Source organism: Oryzihumus sp. JJN4-3R (assembly GCF_057747915.1).
Genome location: NZ_CM173229.1, coordinates 1466855 through 1483438, shown reverse-complemented (window position 1 = coordinate 1483438; position 16584 = coordinate 1466855). Strand labels below are relative to the sequence as shown.

Below are 16584 nucleotides of genomic sequence, written 5' to 3'. Positions count from 1 at the left end.
CTGGCAGGTCTGGCAGTGGCTCTCGCCGGGAGAGGGGGACGGTGCTCGCCACGAGCGCCCACCCCGCCCGTTCGGCGGCCTGCGCACCTGCCCGGCCACCCGGCATACCGGGAATGACAACGGGCCGCCGCACCCCGAGGGTGCGGCGGCCCGTGTCGTGCAGGAGGGAGCCTCAGGCGGCCTTGGTCTCCTTGAAGATCGCGTCGATCTCGTCGATCTTGGCCAGCAGCTCATCGGCCTTGGCAGCGTCGAAGACACCCTTGGTGCCGGTGGCGCCGGCCAGCTTGGTGGCCTCGTTGAAGAGGGTGTGCAGCTGGGGGTACTTCTCGAAGTGCGGGGGCTTGAAGTAGTCGGTCCACAGCACCCACAGGTGGTGCTTGACCAGCTCGGAGCGCTGCTCCTTGATGATGGTCGCGCGGACCCGGAAGTCGGGGTCGGAGTTGTCGGCCACCTTGGCGATGATGGCCTTGACCGACTCGGCCTCGATGCGGGCCTGGGCGGGGTCGTAGACACCGCAGGGCAGGTCGCAGTGGGCGCTGACCTCGACCGGAGCGGCGAACAGGCGGGAGAACATCAGTGAGAACCCTTTCTGCGGATGATCAGGCGTACCCGGCCAACCTACCCCGCGTCATGGGCGTCGGCGACGGCGGCTCAGCAGCAGCGTGCCGAGCGCCATCGTGGTCAGCGCGCGGCGGCCGGGGACCCGTCCGAGGACCAGGGCCAGGACATCCGTGGGGGCGATCGCGCCGACCTGCCAGGAGTCCACGCCCTCGCGGGGGTTGTCCCGCTCGACCCACCAGCCGGGGCCGCCGTCGGGGTCGCGGCCGGTGACCCGCTTGACGGCCAGGGGGCGGGGTCCGTCGGGTCCCGGGGGCAAGCGGACCAGCGCCATCCGGCCGACGCGCGGCCGGGCGCCGTGCAGCACGAGCAGGCGGTCGCCCTCGTGCAGGGTGGGCTCCATCGAGCGTCCCCGCACGAGGGCGAAACCGAGGCGCAGCACTACTTGTCGACGCTGGCCGAGGCGTCGGTCTCGTGGTCGGGGACCACGCCGGGAATGACGTCCGGGACGTGCTCGACCGCGGGCCGGTGCTCCTCCTGCATCCGGCCCAGGAACGTCCGGGTGCGCTGGTGCTGGGGGTTGTCGATGACCGAACGGGGGTCGCCCTGCTCGACGACGACGCCGCCGTCCATGAAGACGACGTGGTCGGCGACCTCGCGGGCGAAGGCCATCTCGTGGGTGACCACGATCATCGTCATGCCGTCGCGCGCCAGCTGGCGCATGACGGCGAGCACCTCGCCGACCAGCTCGGGGTCCAGCGCCGACGTGGGCTCGTCGAAGAGCATCAGCTTGGGGCTCATCGCCAGCGCCCGGGCGATGGCCACGCGCTGCTGCTGCCCACCGGAGAGCTGGGAGGGGTAGGCGGCCGGCTTGTCCGACAGGCCCACGCGGTCGAGCAGCTCCATGGCCATGGCACGGACCTTGTCCTTGTGCTCGCCCTTGACCTGGACCGGGGCCTCCATGACGTTCTGGAGGGCGGTCATGTGGGGGAAGAGGTTGAACCGCTGGAAGACCATGCCGATGTTGCGGCGCTGCGCCGCGATGGACCGGTCGCTGAGGTGGTGCAACGTGCCGGCGCGGTCCTCGTAGCCCATCAGGTCGCCGTCGACCCAGATCCGGCCGCCGTCGATGGACTCGAGCTGGTTGATGCACCGCAGGAAGGTCGTCTTGCCGGACCCGGAGGGCCCGAGCAGGCAGACCACCTGGCCCCTTCGCACATCGAGGTCGATGCCCTTGAGCACCTCGTTGCCGTGGAAGGCCTTGGTGACGTTGACCGCGTGGACCAGCGGAATGGGCGTCGTCGTCTCCGTGGTCATCAGGCGCCTCCAGCCCCGGCCGGGCGGGCGAACCGCTTGGTTCGCGGGGCCTTCTGGCCGAAGCCGCGGCCGAAGTAGCGCTCGAGGTAGGACTGGCCGACCATCAGCACGCTGCACACGATGAGGTACCACGCGGTGGCGGCGACGTAGGACGGCATGATCTTCAGCGTGCGCGAGCCGATCGCGCTGGACTGGTAGAACAGCTCGGTGATGACCGGGATGGCCACCAGCAGGGAGGTGTCCTTGACCATCGCGATGGTCTCGTTGCCGGTCGGGGGCACGATGACCCGCATCGCCTGGGGGAGGACGATGCGGCGCATGGTCTTGCTGCTGCTCATGCCGAGGGCCTGGGCGGCCTCCCGCTGGCCGACGTCCACCGCGAGGATGCCGGCGCGGGCGATCTCGGCCATGTAGGCCGCCTCGGACAGGCCCAGGCCGATGATGCCGCCGACCAGACCACCCACGATGTCGTTGGTGGTCAGGTGCCAGAACGTCAGGTCGCTGCGCAGGCCGACCGCGCCGGCGATCTGCTTGCCGAAGGGCACGCCCACGTCGAGGGTGTTGTAGAGGTAGCCCAGGCCGGTGCCGATGATGACCAGCAGCACGTAGCGGGGGATGGCGCGGAAGAACCACGTGTAGACGAAGGAGACGCCGCGCAGGACCGGGTTCGTGGACAGGCGCATGATCGCGATGATGACGCCGAGGATGACGCCGATGATCATGGCGCCGACGGTGCCCAGGATGGTGCCCTTCCAGAGGCCCTCGAGCACGGGCGTCTGGTCCATCACCTGCAAGGCGAAGGAGAAGTCCCACTTCTTGTTGGTGAGGAACGAGCTGAGCAGCATCGCCACCAGCACGGCGATGACGGCGAGGGCGACCCAGCGCCAGGGGTGCCGCACCGGCCGGGCGTGGATCGCGCCCGGCCGGCTGGTCTCGGTGGTTGCACTCATCACGGGTTGAGGGCGAAGTTGGTGATGGCGCCGCTCGAGATGCCCCACTTGTCCAGCGCCTGCTTGTAGCCCCCGGAGGTGTTCAGCTGCTTGAGGGCGTCGACCAGCGCGTTGCCGAAGTCGGTCTCGCTCTTGGGCACGACGTAACCGTAGGGCGCCGAGTCGTAGGTCTGGCCCACGGCCTCGAGCTGTCCGCCGGTCTGCTTGACGGCGTAGAGGGCGACGGGGGAGTCGGCGAGCATCGCGTCGGCCTTGTTGCTCGTGACGTCGGCGGTCACCTTGTCCTGGCCGACCTCGACGATGATGTTGATCGGCTTCTTGCCGGCGCTGGTGCACTTCTTGTTGCGGGCCGTGATGTCGTCCAGCTGCGTGGTGGCCTTCTGGACGGCGACGTTGAGGCCACACGCGTCATCGGGGTTGACCTTCTTGGGGTTGCCCTTGGCGACCACCCACTGCGTGCCCGCGGTGTAGTAGCTGACCATGTTGACCTGCTTCTTGCGCTCGTCCGTGATGGAGAAGCTGGAGATGCCCATGTCGTACTTGCCGCTGTCGACGCCGAGGATGATCGAGTCGAAGTTGGCCGGCACCCACTTGACCTTGACGCCGAACTCCTGGGCCACGGCGTTGAACAGGTCGACGTCCATGCCCTGGACGGTCTTGCCGTCGGTGGCGAGGAACTCGTTGGGCGCGTAGGTCGCGTCGGTGCCGACGACGATCTCGCCGGAGCTCTTGATCTTGGCGGGCAGCTTGGCCGCGAGGTCGGCGTTCTTGGTCGCACTCGGCGCCGGCGCGCTCGAGGTCGACCCGCCCGTCGAGAGGGAGTTGGAGCCGCAGGCGCTCAGGGCCAGGCTCGTCACCGCGAGGCCGATGGCGGCGCGCAGGGCGGGGGAGGACAGACGGGTCATCGAGGTGCTCCTTCGTGGAGGCTGTTCAAACTGATGTACGCCGGACGCAATCATCCTGCCACCCACAATGTGCGCATGCGATAGACGCGGATGCGCCGTGATTCGCGCGTGATCAGACGGTTTCCGGCCCGGTATGCCGGGGGTCGGGTTCGTCGGATCTGGCCCGTTTCGTCGGGGGATGTCGTCCGGCGACACAGCCTACCGCATGTTCATTCACGGAATGAATACTCATGCAGCCCTGCCCTGCGGGTCGGTCCGCGACCCGCATCACAGTGCGGGTTTCCGGGTGTGCAGCGGCGAGTGCCTGTGGCACCATCGGGGCAGCGGGCCACCCCCCGCGACGTGTCAGTAGCCACCACCCAGGCTTCCAGTTCCACTGATGATCCTGCGTGCTCGCTCCGTCAAAGAGGTGACCCGAGACGATGACCGTCCACCCGTCATACCCCGATGCTCCCCGTTTCGACCCAGCCGACCCGGTCTTCCGTGCCCACGAGGGCGGCAAGATGGCCATGGTCGCGACCCAGCCGCTGCGCGACCGGACCGACCTGTCCCTGCTCTACACCCCCGGCGTCGCCGACGTGTCCCGGGCGATCGCGGCCGACCCGTCCCTGGCGGCGCGCTACACCGCACGGCGCAACACCGTCGCCGTGGTCACCGACGGCACCGCGGTGCTCGGTCTGGGCGACATCGGCCCGCTGGCCGCGATGCCGGTGATGGAGGGCAAGGCGGTGCTGTTCAAGCACTTCGCCGGTGTCGACGCCGTGCCGGTGTGCATGGAGACCGGCTCGGTCGATGAGCTGGTCGACGCCATCGCGCGCATCGCGCCGACCTATGGCGGGATCAACCTCGAGGACATCTCGGCGCCCCGCTGCTTCGAGATCGAGCGCCGGCTGCAGGAGCGCCTGGACATCCCGGTCTTCCACGACGACCAGCACGGCACGGCGATCGTGGTGCTGGCCGGGCTGGTCAACGCCGCCCGGGTGGTCGGGCGCGAGCTCGCCTCGCTGCGCGTGGTCATCTCTGGTGCCGGCGCGGCCGGCGTGGCGGTGGCGCGGCTGCTGGCACGGGCCGGCGTCGCCGACATCGTCGTGTGCGACTCGCGCGGGATCATCTCCCCGCGCCGCTCGGACCTGGTCGAGCACAAGCACCGCCTGGCGGCGACGACGAACCCCCGCGGCCTGTCCGGCTCGCTGTCCGACGCGCTCGTGGGGGCCGACGTCTTCATCGGCGTCTCCGGCGGCTCGGTGCCCGAGGCCGACGTCGCCCGGATGGCGCCGGGGTCGATCATCTTCGCCCTGGCCAACCCCGACCCGGAGGTGCACCCCTCGGTGGCCAGCCGGTATGCCGCGGTGGTGGCGACGGGGCGCTCGGACTTTCCCAACCAGATCAACAACGTGCTGGCCTTCCCGGGGATCTTCCGCGGCGCGCTCGACGCCGGCGTCCCGCAGGTCACCGAGGCGATGAAGCTCGCGGCGGCGCGGGCGATCGCCGACCTGGTGGAGGCGCCGACCGCGCAGGAGATCGTGCCCAGCGTCTTCGACGACCGCTGTGCGCCGACCGTGGCGGCTGCGGTCGCGGCGCGGGCCTGACCGGGCGCGTCCGGGCCGCTCCTCCTACGCTGACCGCATGCTTGCCGCCTACGCCGCCAGCCAGTCCGCCGCCGACCCGTTGTCCGGTCTGCAGATCGGGGAGCGACCCGACCCGACCCCCCGCCCCGGCTGGTCGGTCGTCACCCTCAAGGCCGCCGGGCTGAACCACCACGACGTGTGGTCGCTCAAGGGCGTCGGGCTGTCGGCGGACAGGCTGCCGATGATCCTCGGCTGCGACGGCGCCGGCGTCGACGAGGACGGCAACGAGGTCATCGTGCACGCTGTCGTCGCCAGCGAGGGCTGGCACGGCGACGAGACGCTGGACCCGCGCCGGTCCCTGCTCTCGGAGCTGCACGACGGCACCCTGGCCGAGAAGGTGCTCGTGCCCACGCAGAACCTCGTGCCCAAGCCGGCGGGGCTCGACTGGGGACTGGCGGCGTGCCTGTCCACGGCCTGGCTCACGGCCTACCGGATGCTGTTCACCAACGCCGGCCTCACCCCTGGCGCCACGGTGCTCGTCCAGGGCGCCGGCGGCGGCGTGGCCACAGCGCTGGTCCAGCTGGGGGCAGCCACCGGCTACCGGGTCTGGGTCACCAGCCGTGACGAGGCCAAGCGGGCCAAGGCGCTGGAGATCGGCGCCGATGCGGCGTTCGAGTCCGGCGCGCGCCTGCCCGAGCGCGTCGATGCGGTGATGGAGACGGTCGGTGCGGCCACCTGGTCGCACTCGGTGAACTCGCTCAAGCCCGGTGGCACGATCGTCATCTCCGGCGCCACCTCGGGCGACGCTCCGCCCAAGGCCGAGCTCACCAAGATCTACTTCAAGCAGCTGCGGGTCATCGGCTCGACCATGGGCAGCCGTGTCGAGCTCGAGCGCCTCGCCCAGCTCGTCGACCACCGGGGGATCACCCCGGTGGTCGACTCGCGGCACGCCCTGCCCGACGCCCGCGCGGGCTTCGAGAAGATGGTCGCCGGCGACCTCTTCGGCAAGGTCGTCATCACCATGTGAGGCCTCGGGCCGCTGGCCGGCCTCAGGGCCGACGCAGGACCTCGCGGATCCGGGTGGCCGCATCGTGGAGGATGTCGAGCACCTCCTGCCGGGCCTGCGCGTCGGTCTGCACGCGGCGCACGGCGTCGCGCACGTCGTAGCGGAAGGCGTTGATCGCAGCCTCGATGTCGCGTGAGGCCGGGCCGCCGGCACCATGGCCCTGGGGCCAGTGCGCGTCGTAGGCCGTGCCCGCAGGGGTCGCGGTCGCCCGCGCCTCCTTGGCCGCCGCCTTGAGCTCGGCCCGCAGGTCGCTCGCGCTCCCGTGGACGCGGGCCCGCACCTCCTGGGCGAGCTCCCGGACCGAGTGGTCGAGGTCCTGCTGGAGGTCGGCCAGGTCCAGCTGGCGGTTGGCCACTTCGGCCCGCCCCGCCTCGGTGATCCGGTAGGTGGCCTTGCGGCCCTCGTCCGAGCGCTCGACCAGCCCTTCCTCCTCCAGCTTGGCCAGCCGCGGGTAGACCGTGCCGGCGCTGGGGGAGTAGAGCCCGTTGAACCGCTCCTCGAGGGCGCGGATGATCTCGTAGCCGTGGCGCGGCCCCTCCTCGAGCAGGGCGAGCAGGTAGAGCCGCAGCTGGCCGTGGGCGAAGACCGGGCTCATCCTGCGGCGCTCTCGTCGCCGTGGCGGGGCAGGTCCTGGGGGCTGTCCTGCGGCACGCGATCCTGGGGCGTGGGGGTCGTGTCCTGCGGGGTCCCGGCCCGCAGCACCACGATGTTGCCGGAGACGGCGTTGGCCTTGATCGACAGCGCCCGGTCGCCCTCGGCAACCTGGCCGCCGGGGCGGGAGGTGCCCGGCAGGCTGACCCAGCGCCCGTCGACGAGCACCTGCCCGGAGGCGGTGTGGGCCTGGATGTCGAACCCGCTGCCGCCCGGGATCCGCACGGTGACGTCGCCGGAGACCGAGTTGGACTTGATCTGCGACGCCGCGCTGGTCAGGTCGAGGGTGATGTCACCGCTGACCGTGTTGAGCTTGACCTGGCCGAGCCGGCTGGCCTGCACCGTGAGCGGACCGCTGACGGTGTTGCCGTGGAAGCTGCCGGTCAGGGCGTGCCCCTCGACCTCGCCGCTCACCGTGTTGGCCTTGACCTCGCCGATGATGTCGTCCAGCGTCAGGCCGCCGGAGACGGTGTTGGCCTTGACGTCTGCGCGCACCCCGTTGACCAGGGCGTCGGCGCTGACCGTGTTGACCGTGACCTCGGCGGCGGCCGGCACCGACAGGCTGATCCGCGCGCTGAGCTTCTGGTTGCCCAGGGAGGCGAACCGGCGCTTGAGGGTGTCGAAGACGTTGTCGCCCTCTTCCTTGATGTGGCTGACCTTGAGCACCGAGCCGGTCCAGGTCACCTCGAGCGGCTTGCCGACCACCTCGTGCACCTCCAGCCGTGCGGTGCTGGAGTCGTCGTGCGTGACGATGTCGACGTGCCCGCCGACGAGGCCCACCTTGAGCGCGCGGACGGTCTCGCCCTCGGCGCCGATGTCGAGCACCTTCGGGCCGTCGATCTCCCAGTTCTCTGCCATGCCCCGCTCCCTCGTGAGGTCCAGTGACGCGCTATATCGCGTTGAGGTGACTCACGTTATATCGCGATGTATCGCGAGTGCAAGGGTTTGGGGGATGCCTCGTCCGGGCGGTCCGAGACTGTCCGGAGATCTCGCCCCGCCACCGGAAACGCCGAACTGGACGTTGCTGCTCCTTCACGCGTCGTGAAGGAGCAGCAACGTCCAGCTCGGCGAAGAGGTCTGGGTGGTGGGGTGCGCAGGTGGGGAGTGGTCAGTCCTCGATCTGGAGCCACTGGGCCCAGCCGCCGTGCAGCACCAGCCAGGCGATGAGGCCGTAGCCGGCCTGGCCCGGGTGGGAGCCGTCGCCGGCGTCGAGGTCGGCCTGCCACTGCTCGTGCCCGACCAGCGGGTGGTAGCAGTCGACGTAGGGCACGCCCCGCCGGGAGCAGACGTCGGCCTGGGCCTCGACCACGACCTCGAGCCGGGTGTTGAGCTCGCCGTCGTTGGTGGGCGGCGGTCCCACGACGAACGTGGCGATCCCGGAGGCCGCGGCGTCGTCGAGGATGTTGGCGAGGGACAGGCGCAGGCGAGCGGTCGTCATGCCGTTGAGGGCGTCGTTGGTGCCGACCCCGACGACCAGCCGCTTCTCGGTGCGGTCGCGCCAGCGCGGCGGGCACTCCCGGCCCCAGCGGGCCAGGACGTCGGTGGAGGCGTCACCGCGCACCCCCAGGTTGTAGGCCGTGATGTCCACGTCCGGGTGGGCGGTGCGCCCGACGACCCGGGACACCCAGCCCAGGCCCTTGGGGTCGCCGTAGCCGGAGACGTAGGAGTCGCCGATGAAGACCAGGCCGACGTCGCGCGGGCCCTCGGGCACGTGGAACTCGGCGGAGGGGGCGAACTCGGGCGGGACGTCGTGGCCGGCGTCCTCGTCGGCGTAGTGGTCCACAAAGCTCACGTGCTCAGTCCTCGTCGTCGTCGAGACGCGCCAGCCAGGTGGCGAAGCGCTCGATGGGGGTCTCGAACTCGGGGTTGAGGTCCACGAAGGTCCTCAGCTGGTCGGCCAGCCACTCCAGGCTGACCTCCTCCTCACCCCGTCGCTGCGCCAGCTCCTCGATGCCCCGGTCCGTGAAGTACACGTCTTGGAGGCTATCGCCCGCGACGGTCCCGGACGGGGACGGCATGCCGGTGCGCGGTCAGGAGACCATGCGGCGCCGGCGACCCACGCGACGGGGGAGCGGGTCCCGGTGGCCCTCCTGGACCCGGGAGAGCAGGCTGCGGGAGGCGGCCACCGCGAGGTCACGGTCGTGGCTGAGGACGAAGTTGAACCGGCGCTCGGCCTCGGGGCGGCCGACGTCGCCGAAGTCGTGGGCGGTCAGCAGCGTCGCCCACGTCGGGGTGATGACCACGAGGGTCCACTCCCGGCGTAGCGGGTCGGCCGGGTCCAGCGGGGCGTGCTGCACGCCGGGCACCGGCGGGGCGTCGATGCCGGCGCCAAGCATCGCCACGAGGGAGCCGCTGTGGGCGAGCTGCTCGTAGCGGCCCAGCGTCGAGGGCGTGAGGTGGCGGGCCTCCTGGAAGGAGGACAGCACGATCGCCGAGCCGCCGGCGGCCAGCGCCTGCGCCTCCAGGGTCTTGCTCAGCTCGACCAGGAAGCGCTTGTCCGCCACGCGCGGGGAGTGCCGGCGGGTGACGAGGGTGTAGGGGCTGTCGTGCGTCTCGAGGATCTGCCGGGCGTGACCGGAGAGCATCGCGGCGACCCCGCCCTCGGTGGCGGCCCGGCCGTCCTCGGGCCGGTAGAACGGCCCGCCGGCCAGGTGCGCGCCCATCATCCGCACGGTCGACTCCTCCGCGGCGGTGGCGACGCCCTCGGCCAGGACGACGCTGCCGGTGGCGGCGGTGTGCGCCCGCACGGCGGCGAAGACGTCGGCCTGGTGCCGCAGGTCGCGCGAGCCCAGCACCGAGTGGTCCAGGCGCACGACCTCGGGGTCGAGCAGCGGCAGCGTGGCCAGGGTCGCCGGGGTGGCCCCGACCGCCCGCAGCGCCACCGTCCAGCCCTGGCGCCGGGCCTGTTCGGCGACCCGCAGTGACGTCGCCGGGTGGGTCAGCACCCGCAACGCGTCCAGCTGGAGGACCAGTCGCTCGCGCAGCCAGTCGTCGTCGGGCAGGGAGTCGAAGGACTCGGCGGCGGCGTCGAGGAAGACCCGGGTGTAGTCGGCGTGGCCGAAGCCCAGCGCCGCCACCGCCTCCATCGCGCTGCGCCGGCGCAGCGCGTCCAGCTCGCCGGCGTCGGGATGGTCGGCCACCGCCTCGGTGAACGCGACCGGGTCGGCCAGGGTCGAGCGGCCCTCGACCCGGTGCACCGCCTCGTAGCCGGCCACCCGGCCGGACTCGCACTCCACCAGCGGCTGGACCTCGGTGGTGTAGCCGCCGCTGCGCACGACGCCGGCGACGTCGGGCTCCTCGCTCGCGGCGGGTCGGGGTGCTTCGTGGAGCTGGGTCATGCCAAGCCTGCCTTCGGGACGCGCGGACGGAGCTCGTCGCGCCTCCGATGGTGGCCGGGCACGGCCCGACCACCCTAGCCAAGCGGTCCGCCGACGGCGCATCGACGGCCGTGCATCTTCCCTGCGCACCCGGGGCGGCCGGCTGCGGCAGGTGCGTCACCGCACATACCGGCCCCGGGTATGCGCGGCGGGCCGGGTGCGGGAGGCGGGTCACCGCGCATACCGGGCAGGGAACGCGCGAGGGCGGGGACCGCGTGGTGCGGTCCCCGCCCTCGGGGTCAGGCAGGTGGGGTGCCGGTCAGCGGTCGAACGCCCGCGCCACGAGCTCGGCCTGCTGCACGGCGTGCTTCTTCGGCGAGCCGGTCGCCGGCGAGGCCGAGGCCGGGCGGGAGACCACACGCAGGCCGCGGGTCTCGCCCAGCTCGGCGAGGGCCGCCGGGAGGTTCATGGCCATGAACGGCCACGCGCCCTGGTTGGCCGGCTCGTCCTGGACCCACACGAGCTCGGCGCCCGGGTAGGCCTTGACCGCCTCGGCGACCTCGGCCCCCGGCAGCGGGGCCAGCTGCTCCACGCGCACGATGGCGGTGGTCTGGTCGCCGCGCTTGGTGCGCTCGGCCTCGAGGTCGTAGACGACCTTGCCGGAGGCGAGCAGCACGCGGGTGACGCCGCTCGGGTCCGGCGCGCCGCGGTCGGGCAGCACCGGCTGGAACGTGCCCTGCGTGAAGTCCTCCACCGCGCTGGCGGCGGCCTTCAGGCGCAGCATCGACTTCGGGGTGAAGACGATGAGCGGGCGACGCGGCCGGGCGTAGGCCTGGCGGCGCAGCAGGTGGAAGTAGGACGCCGGCGTCGAGGGGTAGGCCACCGTCATGTTGTCCTCGGCGCACATCTGCAGGAAGCGCTCGATGCGGGCGGAGGAGTGGTCCGGGCCCTGGCCCTCGTAGCCGTGCGGCAGCAGCAGCACGACCGAGGAGCGCTGGCCCCACTTCTGCTCCGAGGAGGAGATGAACTCGTCGACGATGGTCTGCGCGCCGTTGAAGAAGTCGCCGAACTGCGCCTCCCACAGGACCAGCGCGTCGGGGCGCTCGACCGAGTAGCCGTACTCGAAGCCCATCGCGGCGTACTCGGAGAGCAGCGAGTCGTAGACCCAGAAGCGGGCCTGCCCCTCACCGAGGTAGAGCAGCGGGGTCCACTCCTCGGCGGTCACCTTGTCGATCAGCACCGCGTGGCGCTGGACGAAGGTGCCGCGACGGGAGTCCTGGCCCGCGAGGCGGACCGGCACGCCCTCCTTGAGCAGCGAGCCGAACGCGAGCAGCTCGCCCATCGCCCAGTCGATGCCGCCCTTGCGGACCATCTCGGCGCGCTTCTCCATCAGCTGGTGCAGCTTGGGGTGCACCGTGAAGCCCTCGGGCATGTTGACGAAGGCGTCGCCGATGTGGACGAGCTCCTCCGAGGGGATCGCCGTCTCGACATGACGCACCGGCGCGGCCTCGTCGGCCTCCTGCGCCGAGGGGCGCTCCAGGCCGCCGTGGCCCTCGGTGTCGGTGCCGGGGACCTCGGTGTGGTTGGCCGTCGCGGCCGCCTTGGTGGCTTCCTTGGTCTCCACGAAGACCCGCTCGAGCTGCTGCTGGTAGTCGCGCAGCGCGGCCTCGGCGTCCTCGACCGTGATGTCGCCGCGGCCGATGAGCGACTCGGTGTAGAGCTTGCGGACCGAGCGCTTGGCCTCGATGAGGTTGTACATCAGCGGCTGCGTCATCGACGGGTCGTCGCCCTCGTTGTGGCCACGGCGGCGGTAGCACACCATGTCGATGACGACGTCCTTGTTGAACTGCTGGCGGAACTCGTAGGCGAGCTCGGCCACGCGCACGCAGGCCTCGGGGTCGTCGCCGTTGACGTGGAAGATCGGCGCCTGGATCATCCGCGCGACGTCCGTGGAGTAGAAGGACGAGCGCGAGGAGGACGGGCTGGTGGTGAAGCCGACCTGGTTGTTGATGACCACGTGGATCGTGCCGCCGGTGCGGTAGCCGCGCAGCTGGCTCAGGTTGAGCGTCTCGGCGACCACGCCCTGGCCGGCGAACGCGGCGTCACCGTGCATCAGCACCGGCAGCACCGTGAAGTCCTCGCCGGCGAGGTCGAGGCGGTCCTGCTTGGCCCGGACGATGCCCTCCAGGACCGGGTTGACGGCCTCGAGGTGGGAGGGGTTGGCGGCCAGGTAGACCTTGGTCTTGGCGCCGTCCTCGGAGATGAACTCGCCCTCGGTGCCCAGGTGGTACTTCACGTCGCCGGAGCCCTGGACCGACTTGGGGTCCTGGGTGCCCTCGAACTCGCGGAAGATCTGGCCGTAGGACTTGCCGGCGATGTTGGCCAGCACGTTGAGGCGGCCACGGTGCGGCATGCCGATGCAGACCTCGTCGAGGCCGTCACCGGAGGCGCGGCACAGGATCCGGTCGAGCAGCGCGATGACGGACTCGCCGCCCTCGAGGCTGAACCGCTTCTGGCCGACGAACTTGGTCTGCAGGAACGTCTCGAACGCCTCGGCGGCGTTGAGGCGGCGCAGGATCCGCAGCTGCTCGTCCGCGGAGGTCTTGGCGTAGGGCACCTCGACCTTGGACTGGATCCACTTGCGCTGCTCGGGGTCCTGGATGTGCATGTACTCCACGCCGACGGTGCGGCAGTAGGAGTCGCGCAGGATGCCCAGGATCTTGCGCAGCTTGAGCATCGGCTGGCCGCCGAAGCCGCCGGTGGCGAAGTCGCGCTCGAGGTCCCACAGGGTCAGGCCGTGGGTGGTGACGTCGAGGTCGGGATGACGGCGCTGGCGGTACTCCAGCGGGTCGGTGTCGGCCATGAGGTGGCCGCGCACGCGGTAGGCGTGGATGAGCTCCTGCACACGGGCCGTCTTGTTGACGTCGTCGTCGTGGCTGGCGGAGATGTCCCGGACCCAGCGGACCGGCTCGTAGGGGATGCGCAGCGACTCGAAGATCTCGTCGTAGAAGCCGTTCTCCCCGAGCAGGAGGGCGTTGACGATGCGCAGGAAGTCCCCGGACTGGGCGCCCTGGATGATCCGGTGGTCGTAGGTGCTGGTCAGCGTGAGGATCTTGCTGACGGCGTTGCGGTTGATCGTCTCCTGGTTGGCGCCCTGCCACTCGGCCGGGTAGTCCAGCGAGCCGACGCCGACGATCGTGCCCTGGCCGGACATCAGGCGGGGCACCGAGTGGACGGTGCCGATCGTGCCCGGGTTGGTCAGGCTGATCGTGGTGCCCTGAAAGTCCTCGACCGTGAGCTTGTTGTTGCGGGCCTTGCGCACGACGTCCTCGTAGGCCGTCCAGAAGTGCGCGAAGTCCATGGCCTCGGCGGCCTTGATGCTCGGGACGAGCAGCTGGCGGGTGCCGTCGGGCTTGGCGATGTCGATCGCGAGGCCGAGGTTGACGTGGGCCGGGCGGATGAGGGCCGGCTTGCCGTCCTTCTCGGTGTAGCCGTTGTTCATCTCCGGCATGACCGACAGCGCCTTGACGATGGCGTAGCCGATGATGTGGGTGAAGCTGACCTTGCCACCGCGGCTGCGCTGCAGGTGGTTGTTGATGACGACGCGGTTGTCGATGAGCAGCTTGGCCGGCACGGCGCGCACGCTGGTCGCCGTCGGCACGGAGAGGCTGCTCTCCATGTTGGTCACGACCCGGGCGGCCGGGCCCCGCAGCGGCAGCGTCTCGTCGTCGCTGACCGGGCCGGTCGGCTTGACCGCCGGCGCGTCACGCGGGGTGGGCTTGACCGCCTCGGCGGCCTTGGTGTCGGCGGCCTTGGCCTCAGTGGTCGCGGCCTCGGCGGGCTTTGCAGCGGTGGTGCCGGCGGTGCTCCCGGCGGCGGCCTGGGCCGGCTTCGCGGGGGCGGTCTGTGCGGGGGCGGTCTGCGCGGGCTGCGCCGCCGGTGCGGGGGCCTGCTGGGCGGTGGCCGGGGCGGGCGCCGCCTGGCCGTTGCCGTTGGTCTCGGAGCCCGGCTGGTAGTCGGCGAAGAACTCCCACCACGCCTTGTCGACCGAGTTCTTGTCCTTGAGGTACTGCTGGTACAGCTCGTCCACGAGCCACTCGTTGGGTCCGAAAGCTGCCATGGGGTCGTTGGTCGGTGGCTGGGCGGACACGGCGAACATCGCCTCTTTCATCGCGTCGACGGTGACGAAAAACTACGGGTGGCCCCCAGCCTATCCCCGCACGCTGGAGGCCACGCCGTCGCCGTCCCCATCGCGGGAGGCGAGTTAGGTCACGTCGGTGGGACCCGTCAGGTCACGTCCCGGCGCACCGTCAGGAACGAGCCCAACCCGGCCAGCACCGCGGCATACCCGATGAGGACCAGGGCACCGGCCCACCAGGCCAGCGGCTGCGCGTTGGCGTTGCCGTTGACCTGCTGCACCATGGCCGAGGTGGCCTGGCTGGGCAGGTACTTCGCGACCTCCGCGCCCCAGCTGACGAAGGTCAGCGCGAAGCCGACGAGCGGCTCCAGGATCCACGCGGTGCCGACGGCGATGAGGATCGCGGCGACCTGGTTGGGGATGAGGATGCCGGCGCCGAGGCCGATCAGCGCCCACAGGCCGAGGACGAGCAGGCTCAGCGCCAGGGTCCGGGTGATCGTGCCGGCCTCGGGGAAGGGGGAGTAGCCCTTGATCGAGATGATCGTCGCGCCGACGCCGACCGAGCCGATGAGGAAGACCACGCCGTAGAAGGCGCCGATGCCCAGCAGGCTCGTGACCTTGGCGAGCATGACGCGCACGCGCCGCGGGACGGACAGGAACGTGCTGGTGATCGTCTTGTGCCGGTACTCCGAGCCGATCGCCATGACGCCGACCGCCAGCGTCATCAGGTATGCCGTGGACAGGCCACCGGTGTAGACGGTGCTGACCATCTTGGTGTTGTCCAGGCCCGGGGCCGGGGCGCTGCCGGGGCCGCCCTGCCCGGTGGAGCCGGCCACGACGAGGGCGAACAGCACGGCGAGCAGGGCGCCGGCGAGGAACACCCCGATGGCCATGCCCCACCACATCCGGGTGGTGAAGTACTTGCGGAACTCGGCCTTGACCGCGCCGTTCATCAGCGCACCGCGCTCTCGGTCGGGGCGGCCTGGCTGCCGCCGGTGGGGGTGACCGGCTCGGGCGAGCCGTCGAGGTTGCGGTTGCGGTTGGCCGGGTCCTCGGTGAGCTGGAAGAACAGCGCCTCGAGGTCGGTCTGGTGCTCGCGCAGCTCGTGCACGGCCAGGCCCGCGGCCAGGGCGACGTCGCCGATGCGGGCGAGGTCGCCGCTGTGGACGTCGAGCTGCCCGTCGGCGACCGGGTCGGCGTTGATCCCGGCGCGGGACAGGGCCTGGGCGAGCGCGGCGGGGTCGGTCGTGCGCACGATCGCCTTCTTCTCGCCGTGCAGGTCGGCCATGGCGCCCTGCCGGACCAGCCGGCCGTTGGCGATGATGACGACGTCGTCGACGGTCTGCTCGACCTCCTGGAGCATGTGGCTGGAGATGAGCACGGTCTTGCCCTGGCCGGAGAGGTGCCGCAGGAACAGGCGCAGCCAGCGGATCCCCTCGGGGTCGAGGCCGTTGGCCGGCTCGTCGAGGATGAGCACCTGCGGGTCGCCCAGGAGCGCGGCGGCGAGGCCGAGGCGCTGGCGCATGCCCATCGAGTAGCCGCCGGCGCGCTTGCGTGCCGCCGCGGGGATGCCGACCAGCTCGAGCATCTCGTCGACCCGGCGGGTGTCGATGCCGGCAGTGTCGGCCAGCACCCGCAGGTGGTCGCGGCCGGTGCGGCCGGGGTGGAAGTTCGTGGCCTCCAGGGCCGAGCCGACGGTGCGCTGCGGTGCCGCGAGGTCGTGGTAGCGCTGGCCGCCGATGGTGGCGGTGCCCGCCGTGGGGCGCACCAGGCCCAGCAGCATGCGCAGCGTCGTGGTCTTGCCGGCGCCGTTGGGGCCGAGGAAGCCGGTGATCCGGCCCGGCTCGACGCCGAAGGACAGCCGGTCGACCGCGGTGAAGCTGCCGAAGCGCTTGGTCAGGTCGTGCACCTCGATGCGCGTGCCGTGCGTCGGCGGCGCAGGTGTGGCGGTCATGTGGTCGTCCCCGGTTCGTTCATGACGCCCATCCCACCACGGGCGGCCTTCGCCGAGGCAGGCATTTCGGCCGATCTCAGGGTGCGCTCAGGGACAACCCGCGGTGCCCGTCGAGCGCGGTGGCTCGCGGCGGCCCCGGCCCTCCTTAGGATGGACGGAC

General features: G+C 71.2%; 15 protein-coding genes. 2 read left to right on the top strand and 13 right to left on the bottom strand.

The features are described from left to right. Positions 1-172: 172 nt before the first annotated feature. The 5 genes from sodN to AC3ANM_RS06690 are packed head-to-tail and all read right to left on the bottom strand — an operon-like array spanning position 173 to position 3730. Positions 173-574: a superoxide dismutase, Ni gene (sodN, locus tag AC3ANM_RS06710; protein WP_488287365.1), complete on the bottom strand. Its 402-nt coding sequence runs from the start codon at positions 572-574 to the stop codon at positions 173-175. Between the two features lie 54 nt (positions 575-628). Next, positions 629-961, bottom strand: coding sequence for a S24/S26 family peptidase (locus AC3ANM_RS06705; protein WP_488287364.1), 333 nt, complete (start codon positions 959-961; stop codon positions 629-631). A 38-nt stretch (positions 962-999) separates the two neighbouring features. Further along, positions 1000-1875, bottom strand: coding sequence for an amino acid ABC transporter ATP-binding protein (locus tag AC3ANM_RS06700; RefSeq protein WP_488287363.1), 876 nt, complete (start codon positions 1873-1875; stop codon positions 1000-1002). Further along, positions 1875-2825 (bottom strand): amino acid ABC transporter permease, encoded by a 951-nt coding sequence (locus AC3ANM_RS06695; protein WP_488287362.1) that lies wholly within the window; start codon positions 2823-2825, stop codon positions 1875-1877. Before AC3ANM_RS06695 ends, AC3ANM_RS06700 begins: the two co-directional genes overlap by 1 nt. Then, complete coding sequence (locus tag AC3ANM_RS06690) at positions 2825-3730, bottom strand: ABC transporter substrate-binding protein (protein ID WP_488287361.1); 906 nt, start codon at positions 3728-3730, stop codon at positions 2825-2827. The genes AC3ANM_RS06695 and AC3ANM_RS06690 overlap by 1 nt, the downstream gene beginning before the upstream one ends. A gap of 422 nt (positions 3731-4152) precedes the next feature. On the opposite strand from AC3ANM_RS06690, the gene AC3ANM_RS06685 reads away from it, so the two are divergent. Beyond that, positions 4153-5319, top strand: a complete 1167-nt coding sequence (locus tag AC3ANM_RS06685; RefSeq protein WP_488287360.1) for an NAD(P)-dependent malic enzyme — start codon at positions 4153-4155, stop codon at positions 5317-5319. A 37-nt stretch (positions 5320-5356) separates the two neighbouring features. Beyond that, positions 5357-6325 (top strand): zinc-binding dehydrogenase, encoded by a 969-nt coding sequence (locus AC3ANM_RS06680; RefSeq protein WP_488287359.1) that lies wholly within the window; start codon positions 5357-5359, stop codon positions 6323-6325. A gap of 22 nt (positions 6326-6347) precedes the next feature. Here the strand turns inward: AC3ANM_RS06680 and AC3ANM_RS06675 are convergent, their stop codons facing one another. From AC3ANM_RS06675 to AC3ANM_RS06640, 8 genes are all read right to left on the bottom strand, one after another. Beyond that, positions 6348-6959 carry a PadR family transcriptional regulator gene (locus AC3ANM_RS06675; protein ID WP_488287358.1) on the bottom strand — a complete coding sequence of 204 codons (612 nt, stop codon included), beginning with the start codon at positions 6957-6959 and terminating at the stop codon, positions 6348-6350. Beyond that, positions 6956-7873 (bottom strand): DUF4097 family beta strand repeat-containing protein, encoded by a 918-nt coding sequence (locus tag AC3ANM_RS06670; RefSeq protein WP_488287357.1) that lies wholly within the window; start codon positions 7871-7873, stop codon positions 6956-6958. The genes AC3ANM_RS06675 and AC3ANM_RS06670 overlap by 4 nt, the downstream gene beginning before the upstream one ends. Before the next feature lie 250 nt (positions 7874-8123). Next, complete coding sequence (locus tag AC3ANM_RS06665) at positions 8124-8807, bottom strand: GDSL-type esterase/lipase family protein (RefSeq protein WP_488287356.1); 684 nt, start codon at positions 8805-8807, stop codon at positions 8124-8126. Between the two features lie 4 nt (positions 8808-8811). Beyond that, positions 8812-8988 (bottom strand): DUF6104 family protein, encoded by a 177-nt coding sequence (locus tag AC3ANM_RS06660; RefSeq protein WP_185746166.1) that lies wholly within the window; start codon positions 8986-8988, stop codon positions 8812-8814. 57 nt (positions 8989-9045) lie between these two features. After that, the gene (locus AC3ANM_RS06655; protein WP_488287355.1) at positions 9046-10353 is read right to left on the bottom strand and encodes an EAL domain-containing protein; all 1308 of its coding nucleotides are present in this window, start codon (positions 10351-10353) and stop codon (positions 9046-9048) included. Positions 10354-10651: 298 nt separating this feature from the next. Further along, positions 10652-14503 carry a multifunctional oxoglutarate decarboxylase/oxoglutarate dehydrogenase thiamine pyrophosphate-binding subunit/dihydrolipoyllysine-residue succinyltransferase subunit gene (locus tag AC3ANM_RS06650; protein ID WP_488287354.1) on the bottom strand — a complete coding sequence of 1284 codons (3852 nt, stop codon included), beginning with the start codon at positions 14501-14503 and terminating at the stop codon, positions 10652-10654. A gap of 116 nt (positions 14504-14619) precedes the next feature. Continuing rightward, positions 14620-15423: an ABC transporter permease gene (locus AC3ANM_RS06645; protein WP_488287353.1), complete on the bottom strand. Its 804-nt coding sequence runs from the start codon at positions 15421-15423 to the stop codon at positions 14620-14622. Further along, entirely contained in the window at positions 15423-16424 is a 1002-nt protein-coding gene (locus AC3ANM_RS06640; protein ID WP_488287352.1) for an ABC transporter ATP-binding protein, read from the bottom strand. The genes AC3ANM_RS06645 and AC3ANM_RS06640 overlap by 1 nt, the downstream gene beginning before the upstream one ends. Positions 16425-16584 lie beyond the last annotated feature (160 nt).

Bases quoted from the DNA above. Each gene is read 5' to 3' on its own strand.
- AC3ANM_RS06695 (WP_488287362.1), bottom strand. From the start codon at position 2,825: ATGAGTGCAACCACCGAGACCAGCCGGCCGGGCGCGATCCACGCCCGG.
- AC3ANM_RS06700 (WP_488287363.1), bottom strand. From the start codon at position 1,875: ATGACCACGGAGACGACGACGCCCATTCCGCTGGTCCACGCGGTCAAC.
- AC3ANM_RS06705 (WP_488287364.1), bottom strand. From the start codon at position 961: ATGGAGCCCACCCTGCACGAGGGCGACCGCCTGCTCGTGCTGCACGGC.
- AC3ANM_RS06670 (WP_488287357.1), bottom strand. From the start codon at position 7,873: ATGGCAGAGAACTGGGAGATCGACGGCCCGAAGGTGCTCGACATCGGC.
- AC3ANM_RS06680 (WP_488287359.1), top strand. From the start codon at position 5,357: ATGCTTGCCGCCTACGCCGCCAGCCAGTCCGCCGCCGACCCGTTGTCC.
- AC3ANM_RS06645 (WP_488287353.1), bottom strand. From the start codon at position 15,423: ATGAACGGCGCGGTCAAGGCCGAGTTCCGCAAGTACTTCACCACCCGG.
- AC3ANM_RS06640 (WP_488287352.1), bottom strand. From the start codon at position 16,424: ATGACCGCCACACCTGCGCCGCCGACGCACGGCACGCGCATCGAGGTG.
- AC3ANM_RS06685 (WP_488287360.1), top strand. From the start codon at position 4,153: ATGACCGTCCACCCGTCATACCCCGATGCTCCCCGTTTCGACCCAGCC.
- AC3ANM_RS06655 (WP_488287355.1), bottom strand. From the start codon at position 10,353: ATGACCCAGCTCCACGAAGCACCCCGACCCGCCGCGAGCGAGGAGCCC.
- sodN (WP_488287365.1), bottom strand. From the start codon at position 574: ATGTTCTCCCGCCTGTTCGCCGCTCCGGTCGAGGTCAGCGCCCACTGC.
- AC3ANM_RS06675 (WP_488287358.1), bottom strand. From the start codon at position 6,959: ATGAGCCCGGTCTTCGCCCACGGCCAGCTGCGGCTCTACCTGCTCGCC.
- AC3ANM_RS06690 (WP_488287361.1), bottom strand. From the start codon at position 3,730: ATGACCCGTCTGTCCTCCCCCGCCCTGCGCGCCGCCATCGGCCTCGCG.
- AC3ANM_RS06650 (WP_488287354.1), bottom strand. From the start codon at position 14,503: ATGAAAGAGGCGATGTTCGCCGTGTCCGCCCAGCCACCGACCAACGAC.